The organism is Ochrobactrum sp. P6BSIII (assembly GCF_014138065.1).
In the GTDB taxonomy this organism is placed as follows: Bacteria; Pseudomonadota; Alphaproteobacteria; order Rhizobiales; family Rhizobiaceae; genus Brucella.
On sequence record NZ_JACGXB010000004.1, the window covers coordinates 225,253 to 237,441 of the forward strand.

Sequence of the window (12,189 nt, forward strand, 5' to 3'; positions counted from 1 at the left end):
CTGAGTAAATCGGGCCTGATTGAATGAGACAGCGCGCAGATGTGCGCGCTGTCCTTTCCTGCCGAACGGCAAAAGGTACGATCATGGACCAGAAGAATCCGCTTGTTGCGGCCTATGACGTGGAAGCCATCCGCCGGGATTTCCCGATCCTGTCGCGCGAAGTACACGGCAAACCGCTTGTCTATCTCGACAATGGCGCTTCGGCGCAGAAGCCGCAGAGCGTCATTGACGCCGTGACGCATGCCTATTCCAATGAATATGCGAATGTTCATCGCGGCCTGCATTTCCTGTCGAATGCCGCAACCGATGCCTATGAAAAGTCGCGCGAAAGCGTTCGGCGTTTTCTGAATGCTGGCTCAGTCGATGAAATCGTCTTCACCAAGAACGCTACTGAAGCGATCAATACGGTCGCGTATGGCTATGGCATGCCGCATATCGGTGAGGGCGACGAGATTCTGGTCTCGATCATGGAGCACCACTCCAATATCGTGCCATGGCATTTCATTCGTGAACGTCAGGGCGCGAAGCTGGTTTTCGCTCCGGTGGACGATGAAGGCATCTTCCACATCGAGGAATTCGAGAAGCGTCTGACGGACCGCACCAAGCTGGTCGCCATCACGCATATGTCGAATGCGCTCGGCACTGTGACGCCGATCAAGAAGATCGTTGAACTTGCCCATGCGCGCGGCATTCCGGTGCTGGTCGATGGCAGTCAGGGCGCAGTGCATCTGCCGGTCGACGTGCAGGATCTGGGTTGTGACTGGTATGTTTTCACCGGCCACAAGGTCTATGGCCCGTCCGGTATCGGCGTTCTGTACGGACGCGCCGAGATGCTGGAAAAGATGCGTCCTTTCCAGGGCGGCGGCGAAATGATCGAGGAAGTCACGGAAGATAACGTGACTTACAATCATCCGCCGCACCGGTTTGAGGCTGGTACGCCGCCAATCGTTCAGGCGATCGGTCTCGGCGCAGCACTTGAATATATGGAAAAGATTGGCCGTCACGCCATTCTCGCCCATGAGGAAGATTTACGCGATTACGCCCACGAACAGCTGGGCAAGATCAATTCGCTCCGCATTTTCGGTCATGCGCCGGATAAGGGAGCGATCATCTCGTTTGCGCTGGAAGGCATCCATGCGCATGATGTGTCGATGGTGATCGACAGGGCCGGGGTCGCTGTGCGTGCGGGCACGCATTGCGCGCAACCCCTCTTGAAACGCTTTGGCGTCACCTCTACATGCCGTGCATCCTTTGCCATGTACAATACCCGCGCTGAAGTGGATGCATTGGCGGAAGCCTTGGAAAAGGCGAGGAAGTTTTTCGGATGACCGAGATGGAACAAAAAGTTCAGGATCAGGCTGAAACCAAGCCTGCCGATGAAACGGCGAAAGCCGAGGGCGGCTCTGTGTTTTCTGCCTCCGCCATTCCGCAGGAAGAACTCCTGCGCATGACGGACGACATCATTGCGGCGCTGAAGACCGTGTACGACCCGGAAATCCCGGCGGATATTTACGAACTCGGTCTGGTCTACAAGATCGATATCGAAGACGACCGTACCGTGAAGATCGAAATGACACTGACAGCTCCCGGCTGCCCGGTTGCTGGCGAAATGCCGGGCTGGGTTGAAAACGCTGTTGGCGCAGTTGAAGGCGTTTCCATGGTCGAAGTTTCGATGACCTTCGATCCGCCATGGACTGCAGATCGCATGTCCGAAGAAGCACAGGTCGCTGTCGGCTGGTACTGATTGTCGTTACAAATCCATGTACGAAAAAGCCCTGCTATGCGGGGCTTTTTCGTTTGCAGTGCTCAGTCGCTCAATGTCCGGTCGTCTTGGCGTAATGCAGGGATTGCTTGCCTGCACAGCCACGCAGCAATCCGACAAGGCCGCCAAGCGCCGTTGCGGATGCAAGTACTGCAGGTGCTCCCTTCAGGGGGATAGACAATATGGACACCAGCAATTTCCAGCTGCGGCTTGCCAGCAGGGAAGGCAGTTTCCCAAGCGCTCGTGACGGGTTTTTCTTATAGTTCGAAATGAACTCCGTCGTATTGTGATCGCGATTACGGCGGAAATGATAGGAAAGCGTCAACCGGCAAAGCGGCACGGTTTCGTAGACGATCGCATCTGGCGCCCAACCCGTTCGCGCGCCAAGCGATTTCGCCTTCGCCCATAAATGCCAGTCCTCGCCGCCCGTCAGGCCGAAATAGGAATCGAATTTGAGGCCCGTCTCGCGGAAAAAATCGAGTCTGCCCATCCAGCTCCCGGTGGCAACCTTGATGCCATCAGCCATGCCGCCTTCCCATTTCAGGCGTGATTTGCGCTCTGAACGGCTGGCGAGCCGATCCAGTCCGGACCAGACGAATTTCTGCCAGTTGTTCAATTTGCTATCTATAGGCATTGGGCGCACGGGAGAGCCGACAATATCCAGCTTCTCGCGTTGCTGCTCTGCAAATAACTCAACCAGCCAGTCAGGTTCAGGAATCTCGTCATCATCAATAAAGACCAGAAAATCATGATCATTTCTGATGGCATGATTGAGCGCGCAATTGCGGGAATGCGAAATGCCGATCCGCTGTTCCAGCTGATACTGGACAACGTGCTCCGGCATTCGCGCTTCAAAGCGAGCAACCCGTTCATCCAGCGTTCTGCGCGTGTTGTTCTCCACGACCAGAAAATGCAGAGCGGCCTGTTCTGGCACGATGACGCTTTCCAATGACTTTAAAAGTGTACCCAGCATCGCAGGGCGATTTCTGGTTACAACAGAAACCAGAATGGAAAATTTTTGCATGAACCATCTCGTTCTTAAATAATGTCAAATTATATATTGAGTTGAGGAATGGTTGCATCGCAAATAATTGGGTTTAATTTTATAATGTTTATTATTAGAAATATAATATATAATTATACTACAAAGAAATTGGGTGTGACGCGAAATATGTCAGCCCCGATGGTCAGGCAAAGTTAAGACAGCAATTGGTTTTGAGTGGCGGCAAAAACTGGAGCGGGTAGCGGGAATCGAACCCGCGCGTTCAGCTTGGGAAGCTGACAGGCTACCATTACATCATACCCGCAATCTGCAAGATATTTCAGTATCTTGAAGCCTATTCTGGCTCAATCAGATCGAAGAGTTTTGCACTCTGGGAAACAAGCTATGTTCTCTTGCCGAGCCCGTCAATCTGTAAGATCACGGCAACGCTATCCATCATGAAGAAAGTTGTCCTTCAGTCGCAAAGCTGTGATTGACCGTGATCCTTATTGATCGAAAGCGCCATGAAAATAAGAATATTTTGTCTTATTTATAAGTATGGCCCGGCCCGACAGGTATTGGTGTTCTTCGGAGATAGGATCATCGAAGAAACCTGCGAGTTGACGGACCATCGGAGGAGCGCAATTCGATTGCGCTGTCTGGAGGAAGACTAGGATGCGTTACCATCTTATGGCTGCTGTCGCAGCAGGTGTTTCGCTTTTTGCCTTTGCGGCACACGCAGAAGATTTCACTATCGGAAAACTGAAGGCCTATGATCGCGCGAGCCAGGTCGTGACATTGGATAATGGTCAGAGTTTCGAACTTTTCCCGAATACACATCCCAATGTCAGGGTTGGACAGAAGGTCATCGTGGACTGGCAGAGCAATCTGAACGGCGATGACCATGCCGATTTTGTCGGTCCGATGCCGATGCATTGAAACTGGGAGCTTCAAATAAGAACGGCTTCGTGAAAGAGGCGGCATTCGTGCCGCCTCTTTGCTTTTGATCACGCGCTGTTACCGTCTTCAACTCTGCTGTCGTGGCGCGAGAATTAGCGCTGTCGCATATTGATATCCGTCAATCTGTCGCCATTTGCTGAACACGGAGTCCCGCCCGGCGGTTCTCCAAGGTGCGGACTAAGAGCGAAATCGATTGACGGATACTACATGGCGAAGACAACCAAGCGTCGCGCATTGCTGATCGTGAACCCTAATGCCCGTAACGGGAAGGGGTTTGGCGGCATGATGAGAACGGAACTTGAGCGCGGCGGATTGGAGTTGTTCGAGCATCAACCTCGCGAGGGTGAAACCATCTCGGATGTCATCTCACGCGAGAGGGACCATGATCTGGTCGTCATTGGCGGCGGAGACGGCTCACTCAATGCGGCTGCAAAAGGGCTTATTGAGACCGGCATGCCGCTTGCCATTTTGCCGCTTGGTACAGCCAATGATTTTGCCCGCACTGTAGGCATCCCAGCCGATCCGGTTGAGGCGGCACGTCAGCTCGTCGCTTATGAAACTCATCCCATCGATCTGGGCGAGGTGAATGGTCATCTCTATTTCAATGTGGCGAGCATCGGGTTTAGCGCCGAACTTGCGCAGCAGTTGAGCGCGGACGCGAAAAAGAAATGGGGCAAGCTCGGCTATGGTATCGTCGCAGCGCGCATTTTAATGCGTTCAGAGCTGTTTACAGCCTATCTCGAACATGACGGCATCACCGAAAAGATCAAAACCCTGCAGGTGTCGGTCGGTAATGGCAAGTTCTACGGTGGCGGTATGGCCGTTGAAAAGGACGCTGCCATCGATGACGGCAAGCTGGATTTCTACAGCCTCGAAGTCGACCACTGGTGGCATTTGCTTCGGCTGTTGCCAAGCTTGCGGCGAGGCACACAGTCGAAATGGGATGATGTGCGCGCTTTTCCCACCACAGAGGTGATTATCCGCACCAAGAAGCCGCGCGCGGTCAATACTGATGGTGAGCTTTCCACCTGGACGCCGGCGCATTTCAAGCTGCATCGGCGGGCGATCAATGCCCTTATTCCGGCTCCATCGGCGCGTAGTGGCTGAAAGTTAGTCAAAAAAAGGGCCCGCAGCTATGAAGCGCGGGCCTAATCATGACGTTAGGTGACTGGCTCAGAGGTCAAGAGAGCCACTTCCAAAACGGGATACTCCTCCGAATGTTCCGTCTTTAGAAGAAAAAATACCAGATAATCAGCACGAGGATGAATGGTACGCCCAGAAGCCACAGGATGAGTGCTCGAAACATGATGTTCTCCTTGTTGTATGTTTCCAACTCTGTGGGAGGCTGGTTGGTTCCACAATTCAGGGAGGCGGCGCGCTGCACCGTTAATCATCTTGTGCGTGTATCGACTCAAATTACAGCTTTTCTGAAAGTTTTAATGATCCGTCAATAAATCGGTGACATCACTGGATTTATGTAAAGTGCAGCCAGCGTTTTTGGCTGCCTGTCGAGTAACGGGCGTGTGGCGTATGAGTTCGAAGCGTGGGCTGAAAATTTCGGTCAGCGAGAAGGCGGCGATGTTGCGTGACAAACGCGGCTCGGTCGCCATGATGACCTTCATGGCTATTGCCGTTGCTCTTGCTGGTTGCGCCACGCCTCCACAGGGCAAGCCTAAACCCAAGCGCTCCAAGGAATATTTCGCTGAGTCCAAATATGGCGTGAAAGCCAGCCCCCGTGTTGCCTATGGCACCGGTAAGCCTTTGCCGCGCGGCGGCGGACGCGATCAGACGGGCCAGCCTTACAAGGTCAAGGGCCGCTGGTACTATCCGAAAGAAGACAAGAACTATACGGCTGTCGGCCGTGCGTCCTGGTATGGCGAGGCCTTTCATGGCCGTCTGACCGCCAATGGCGAAGTCTATGATATGGCGCATCTGACCGCAGCGCATCCGACCATGCCGCTGCCGAGCTATGCCCGCGTGACCAATATGGACACTGGCAGCTCCGTCATTGTTCGCGTGAATGATCGCGGCCCTTACGAATATAACCGCGTGATCGATCTGTCGCAGAAGGCGGCGGAAATGCTCGACTACCAGCATCACGGCACCGCCAATGTGAAAGTCGAATATGTCGGGCGCGCGCCGCTGGAAGGCAACGACGACGCCTATCTGTTGGCATCCTACCGTCCGTCTGGCGGCGACATGATCGGCCAGCCAGCAACGGGCGTGATGATGGCCATGAATGGTCCGACGCCTACATCGCCGAAATCCCGCATTCCGATGCCCGCCATGGCCCCGCAAAGCGCGCCTATGCCAGGCTATGCGCCTGTTCCGCAGGAATCGCCGTTCTCGGTCAATCCGGCTTATGGTGATGCTTCCGGCCCCGCACCGATTTTGCCGCCGAATGTGCCGACGCCGTCGCGCAAGCCGAATTCCAGCTTTGGTATGGCTAATGCCGGTCATATCAACGGACTGGCTGGTTATGCGTCTGACCGGATCGCCGCGAGCGCCTATACCAAAGAGCGCACTTATGGCAGCATCCTGACGCCAAGCGCTATATCGAGTGCATGGAAGCGCCGCAACGCGGAAGAGCACGGCGAATATGTCGAGCTGGGCCTGTTCGACACGCTTGAAGCTGCTGAAAAGATGCAGCGCGCACTTCCGAAAACAGCTAAAATCAGCCGCACCAAGGTGCCGACTGAAAAGGGCGAGTTCTATGAACTGACCGCCGTTGCGGAAAAGGGCGGTAACGATGCCTTGCTGCGCGCAGCCTGGAAGGCTGGAGCAGCGAACGCATTTGTCGTGCGCATGGACTGAGTGTCTGATCTAAAGCCGTAAGCCTTTTTGCTTTTTGATTCAGACACGAAGAGCGGTTCAATCGCATCATATTTGAGTGATGCGGTTTGAAGGATTGATTTTGGTCGAATTCGTTGCGTAAGCTTGCGTTCAGTGCGGTCGTGACAGGATTTCCATGGGGCTTCATTCGAGAATTGCTGGGGTTTTAGCAGCAGGAACGGTGGGAATCGCTGCCGTTCTGACGTCTTTTGTGTCTGTCGCTGCACCAGTTGAGACGTCGCTCGTGGTCAAGGCTCCGCAAGCCCTGCTGATCGATGATCGCAGCGGCACTGTGCTTCTCTCAAAAGGTGCAGAAACGCCAATCCCGCCCGCATCGCTTGCCAAGCTGATGACGGCGGAAGTGGTGTTTGAAGCGCTGGAAAAAGGCCAGACGACGCTCGAAACGCCCTATACGGTCAGTGAAAATGCATGGCGCACCGGCGGCGCTCCATCGGGCACATCCACCATGTTCGCCCGCATCAAGTCGTCACCGACCGTCGCGGACCTTCTTCAAGGGCTGATTGTTCAGTCGGCTAACGATGGTGCGATCGTTCTGGCTGAAGGACTGGCTGGAAGCGAGCAAAGTTTCGCAGAGCGGATGAACCAGCGCGCCAGGGAGCTTGGTCTTTCCAATTCAGTGTTCGTGAATTCGACTGGTTTGCCAGCAAACGGACAGTCGGTCACGTTGGATGATCTGGCCAAACTTGCGCGCCATATTCACTCGGCTCACCCGGATTTCTACAAATATTATTCGCAGGAAGCCTTTACCTGGAACAACATCACGCAGCGCAATCGCAATCCGCTGTTGCGGCTGGACGTTGGCGCGGATGGCATGGGCACCGGTTATACGGAAGCATCGGGCTACGCTCTCGTCGCATCGGCGCAGCAGAATGGGCGGCGTCTGTTTCTGGCATTGAGCGGTCTTGCCAGCGTCAAGGAACGCGAAGAGGAAGCCAGAAAGCTCATTCAGTGGGGCATGACGTCGTTTGACGATATGCGTCTTTATTCGGCAAACGATATTGTCGGTGAAGCGCAGGTCTTTGGCGGCACGCAGGCCAGCGTTTCGCTGAAAGTCAAAGATGATGTCGAATTGCTGCTGCCAAAAGAGGGGCGGGAGAAGCTGAAAGCGCGGTTCATTTATGAGGGACCGCTGCATGCGCCGGTTGAAGCGGACAGCAAGATCGGTCTTCTGGAATTTGACCTCAACGGCAACATGGTTCAGCAAGTGCCGCTATATGCAGCGCAATCTGTAGAAGAAGGCTCTCTTGCTCAGAGAGCCTGGAGCAGCGCGGTTGAACTCTCGACCGGCTGGTTGCGGAAATATCTTTAGACAGTTTTTGGGATGTGCTCAAAATTCTCGACCTGACCGCCAAAGGCCGGTATGAACTTGAATCAAGTTCTTGTGGCGATTGAATCTTTTCAGAACGTAATGCGGAAGCCAGAGTGTCAGGATTATTCATCACATTCGAAGGCGGCGAAGGTGCAGGCAAGTCGACGCAGATCGCCTTGCTGGCCAAATATTTGCGCGCAAACGGATTTAATCCCGTCATTACGCGTGAGCCCGGCGGTTCGCCGGGTGCCGAGGCTGTGCGGCACGTCATCCTGAGCGGCAATGCCGAAAGCTATGGCCCGGCTATGGAGGCGATGTTGTTTGCGGCGGCCCGCGCCGATCATGTCGATCAGCTGATCCGCCCGGCGCTTGCCGAGGGGCGTGTTGTGCTGTGTGATCGCTTCATCGATTCCAGTCGCGCCTATCAGGGTGTGACCGGTAATCTCGATGGGACCTATATGGCGGCGATTGAACGCATTGCAATCGACGGTGCTGTTCCTGACATGACGATCATTCTCGATATTCCCGCTGAAAAAGGGCTTTCTCGCGCAGGGAAACGCCGTGGGAACGAGACTGCGGATCGTTTTGAAAAGGAAGATATTGCCGTGCATGAGGCGCGCCGTCAGGCATTTCTGGCCATTGCTGAAACAGAGCCTGAGCGCTGCAAGGTTGTCGCGGCCGATCGACCGCAGGAAGAAATCGCCGAGGATATCGGCGCACTGGCCAGTGAACTCTTGAAAAAGAAGGGGCTGTTGTGATCGACGAACTCGACGTCCCCAAGGCGCATGATTCCATTGAAGGCATTCCGGAGCCGTCCGCGAGCGATTATCTGACCGGCCACGGAGAGGTGACGCGCTTTCTGGCGCAGGCCTATCGCGAAGGCCGGATGCATCATGCGTTGCTGCTTGAGGGCGAGCAGGGCATCGGCAAGGCGACGCTGGCCTTCCATCTGGCAGGACACATGCTGAGCCATGGCGATCAGGCTAATGCGCCGGAAGACATTGGCACGCCGGATTTCGCAAGGCCGCTTTGGCGACAGATTGCGGGTGGAATGCACCCGGCGGTGTTGCATATCAACCGCCCATTCGATCAGAAGACCGGCAAATTCCGCACGGGTATCACGGTCGAGGAAATCCGCCGCGTCACGCATTTTCTGACACGCACCGCTTCGGACCATGCATGGCGTATCGTTATTGTTGATCCTGCCGATGACATGAACCGCAATGCGGCCAATGCGCTTTTGAAAACGCTGGAAGAACCGCCAGCACGCGCGCTGTTCGTGCTGGTTTCGCATTCATCCGGTCGCCTTTTGCCGACCATCCGCTCGCGCTGCCAGAGCATCCAGATGCGCCCGCTGGACGAAGTGGCCATGAAGGATGCACTGTCCCATGTGGGTGCACACATCGGACTAGACGCGGCAAGTGTCACGCCGACGCTGCTGGAACGCGCGGAAGGCAGCGTGCGCAAGGCCCTTCTGCTTGTGGCGCACGGCGGCATCGAGATTTCCGACACGGTCGATGGGATACTGGAACGGCCAGCTTTCGATTTGCCCAAGGCACAGGCGCTGGCCAGTGTGCTGACCGGTCGCGAGGCTGAAATACAGTATCAACTCTTCCGCGACCATCTGATGGAGCGCATCGCTGCTGAAGCGCGCAGGCGCGCTGAGGCGGGGCAATTACGCGAGGCCGATCAGTGGTCACGATTCTGGAGCGACCTCGGTCGCGAGATCGTCGATGCCGAAACCTATAATCTTGATCGCAAGCAAGCGGTTGTGATCCTGCTGGAGAAGACGCATCGCGCTTTTCACACCGGTGCCGGGTCGTAGCTCCAGATAAGCCCAACTTGCTGCACTGTGGCGTGACATGACCGCTCACATGGTTTATGTCACAGCCGACGATTTTATCTTGTGTGTGTCTGGTGATCGTTCCCGCAAACGGTCAGGCGCGCTTTCAAACATCGAAAGACCGGGTCCATAATGAGCCGCGAAAAATACTATATCACCACCGCGATTGCTTACCCTAACGGCAAGCCGCATATCGGTCACGCTTATGAACTGATTGCAACCGACGCGATGGCGCGTTTTCAGCGCCTGAACGGCAAGGATGTGCATTTCCTGACCGGTACGGACGAGCATGGTATCAAGATGCTGCAAAGCGCGCGCAAGGAAGGCATCACGCCTCGCGAGCTTGCAGACCGCAATACTGAAGCTTTCCGTCGCATGGCCGAGGTGCTGAACAGCTCGAACGACGACTATATCCGCACCTCTGAAGAGCGCCATTACAAGGCCAGCCAGGCCATCTGGCAGGCAATGGCTGCCAATGGCGACATCTACAAGGGGGGCTATGCGGGCTGGTACTCGGTTCGCGACGAAGCCTATTATGGCGAGGAAGAAACCGAAGTCCGTGCGGATAATGTTCGCTACGGTCCACAAGGCACGCCTGTCGAGTGGGTTGAAGAGGAAAGCTATTTCTTCCGTCTTTCGCAATATCAGGACAAGCTGCTCGAGCTTTATGAAAAGAATCCGGGCTTCATCATGCCTGCCGAACGCCGCAATGAAATTGTGAGCTTCGTGAAGTCCGGTCTGAAGGACCTGTCGATTTCGCGCACCACTTTCGATTGGGGCATTCCGGTGCCGGGCGACGAAAAGCACGTCATGTATGTCTGGGTCGATGCGCTGACAAACTACATCACGGCGCTTGGGTATCCCGATACGACCAGCGACAAGTGGGCTTATTGGCCAGCCGATGCGCATATCATCGGCAAGGACATTTCGCGTTTCCATGCGGTCTACTGGCCTGCATTCCTGATGTCGGCAGGTATTCCGCTGCCAAAGCGCGTTTTTGCACACGGCTTCCTGTTCAACCGCGGCGAGAAAATGTCGAAGTCGCTCGGCAACGTCATCGATCCGTTCGGTCTGGTCGAGCGTTACGGTCTGGATCAGCTGCGCTACTTCCTGATGCGCGAAGTGCCGTTCGGTCAGGACGGCAGCTACAGCCATGATGCTATCGTCAACCGCACCAATGCCGATCTCGCTAACGATCTTGGCAATCTGGCGCAGCGTTCACTGTCGATGATCGCCAAGAATTGCGAAGGCAAGGTTCCGCAGCCGGGCGAATTCTCGGATGCCGACAAGGCCATTCTCGATCAGGCTGATGCAGCGCTGGAAACGGCGCGTAAAGCCATGGACGATCAGGCGCTGCATCTGGCGCTTGGCGCGATCTTCGCTGTAGTCGCGGAAGCCAACCGCTATTTCGCGGGTCAGGAGCCTTGGGCGCTGCGCAAGACCGATCCGGCGCGCATGGGTACCGTGCTCTATGTGACGGCAGAAGTCATTCGCCGTGTCGGCATCATGGTGCAGCCTTTCATCCCGCAATCGGCAGAAAAGCTGCTCGACATTCTGGCGGTCCCTGCCGACAAGCGTCAGTTCACTGACGTGGCAGCAAGCCAGCTTGTCGGCGGTGCCGATCTGCCAGCCCCGCAGCCGGTTTTCCCGCGCTATGTGGAAACAGAAGAGCAGAACTGAGTGCGATGATGCTTGTCGATAGCCATTGTCACCTCGACTTTGCCGATTTCGAGCCGGAGCGCGATGCTGTTGTACAGCGCGCGCTCGATGCCGGGATCAAGCGCATGGTGACGATCTCCACGCGCGTTCGCAAATTCGATACGATCCGCGCCATCGCGGAGGCCTATGAGTCTGTCTATTGCTCGGTCGGTACTCATCCGAACAACGCGCATGAAGAACTGGACATTACGGCTGACGATCTTGTGCGCCTTGCGGACCATCCGAAGGTTGTCGCCATAGGCGAGGCGGGTCTCGATTATCACTACGACTACGCTCCGCCCGAAGCGCAGCGTCAGGGGTTTCTCGTTCACATCGAAGCCGCGCGCCGGACGCAGCTGCCGCTTGTCATCCATGCACGCAGTGCAGACGATGATATGGCCGAAGTTCTGGAACAGGAAACGGCCAAGGGCGCTTTCCCTTTCATTCTCCATTGCTTTTCTTCCGGACGGGCACTGGCTGAAAAAGGCATTGAACTGGGCGGTTATGTTTCCTTTTCCGGCATTCTGACTTTCAAGAACTCGCCGGAAATTCGTGAAATAGCCACCATCGTTCCGCGTGACCGCCTGCTGGTGGAAACGGATGCGCCGTTCCTCGCCCCGCTGCCGCATCGCGGCAAGCGCAACGAACCGTCTTTCGTGCAGCACACCGCTGCCATGCTGGCCGATACGATTGGCGTGAGCAATGACGAAATCGCCCGTATCACGAGCGACAACGTGTTCAGGCTGTTCTCCAAGATGCCTCGGCCTTCAGAGGAAGTTTGA

General features: G+C 55.5%; 11 protein-coding genes and 1 tRNA gene. 10 read left to right on the forward strand and 2 right to left on the reverse strand.

What is annotated here, in order from left to right; genetic code table 11:
* The first annotated feature begins 83 nt into the window (after positions 1–83).
* On the forward strand, positions 84–1,328 hold the full coding sequence (locus FHW00_RS07500) for a cysteine desulfurase (protein WP_078338651.1): 1,245 nt from the start codon (positions 84–86) through the stop codon (positions 1,326–1,328).
* Complete coding sequence (locus FHW00_RS07505; protein ID WP_078338533.1) at positions 1,325–1,744, forward strand: SUF system Fe-S cluster assembly protein; 420 nt, start codon at positions 1,325–1,327, stop codon at positions 1,742–1,744. Before FHW00_RS07500 ends, FHW00_RS07505 begins: the two co-directional genes overlap by 4 nt.
* Positions 1,745–1,814: 70 nt before the next feature.
* Here FHW00_RS07505 and FHW00_RS07510 read toward each other — a convergent pair whose 3' ends face one another.
* Together FHW00_RS07510 and FHW00_RS07515 are read right to left on the reverse strand one after the other, a co-directional pair.
* A complete protein-coding gene (locus FHW00_RS07510) occupies positions 1,815–2,786 on the reverse strand; it encodes a glycosyltransferase (RefSeq protein WP_078338534.1) in 972 nt (323 codons plus the stop codon).
* A 209-nt stretch (positions 2,787–2,995) separates the two neighbouring features.
* A tRNA-Gly gene (locus tag FHW00_RS07515) sits at positions 2,996–3,069 on the reverse strand.
* A 350-nt stretch (positions 3,070–3,419) separates the two neighbouring features.
* Between FHW00_RS07515 and FHW00_RS07520 the strand changes: the two genes are divergently transcribed.
* From FHW00_RS07520 to FHW00_RS07555, 8 genes are all read left to right on the forward strand, one after another.
* The gene (locus FHW00_RS07520; RefSeq protein WP_078338535.1) at positions 3,420–3,683 is read left to right on the forward strand and encodes a hypothetical protein; all 264 of its coding nucleotides are present in this window, start codon (positions 3,420–3,422) and stop codon (positions 3,681–3,683) included.
* Positions 3,684–3,911: 228 nt separating this feature from the next.
* Positions 3,912–4,811 carry a lipid kinase gene (locus FHW00_RS07525; RefSeq protein ID WP_078338536.1) on the forward strand — a complete coding sequence of 300 codons (900 nt, stop codon included), beginning with the start codon at positions 3,912–3,914 and terminating at the stop codon, positions 4,809–4,811.
* A 423-nt stretch (positions 4,812–5,234) separates the two neighbouring features.
* Positions 5,235–6,518, forward strand: coding sequence for a septal ring lytic transglycosylase RlpA family protein (locus FHW00_RS07530; protein ID WP_078338537.1), 1,284 nt, complete (start codon positions 5,235–5,237; stop codon positions 6,516–6,518).
* A gap of 154 nt (positions 6,519–6,672) precedes the next feature.
* Positions 6,673–7,866 (forward strand): D-alanyl-D-alanine carboxypeptidase family protein, encoded by a 1,194-nt coding sequence (locus FHW00_RS07535; protein ID WP_078338538.1) that lies wholly within the window; start codon positions 6,673–6,675, stop codon positions 7,864–7,866.
* Positions 7,867–7,979: 113 nt separating this feature from the next.
* A complete protein-coding gene (tmk, locus tag FHW00_RS07540) occupies positions 7,980–8,624 on the forward strand; it encodes a dTMP kinase (RefSeq protein ID WP_078338539.1) in 645 nt (214 codons plus the stop codon).
* Positions 8,621–9,691: a DNA polymerase III subunit delta' gene (locus tag FHW00_RS07545; protein WP_078338540.1), complete on the forward strand. Its 1,071-nt coding sequence runs from the start codon at positions 8,621–8,623 to the stop codon at positions 9,689–9,691. The genes tmk and FHW00_RS07545 overlap by 4 nt, the downstream gene beginning before the upstream one ends.
* A gap of 150 nt (positions 9,692–9,841) precedes the next feature.
* Positions 9,842–11,389 carry a methionine--tRNA ligase gene (metG, locus tag FHW00_RS07550; protein ID WP_078338541.1) on the forward strand — a complete coding sequence of 516 codons (1,548 nt, stop codon included), beginning with the start codon at positions 9,842–9,844 and terminating at the stop codon, positions 11,387–11,389.
* Positions 11,390–11,397: 8 nt separating this feature from the next.
* On the forward strand, positions 11,398–12,189 hold the full coding sequence (locus FHW00_RS07555; RefSeq protein WP_078338652.1) for a TatD family hydrolase: 792 nt from the start codon (positions 11,398–11,400) through the stop codon (positions 12,187–12,189).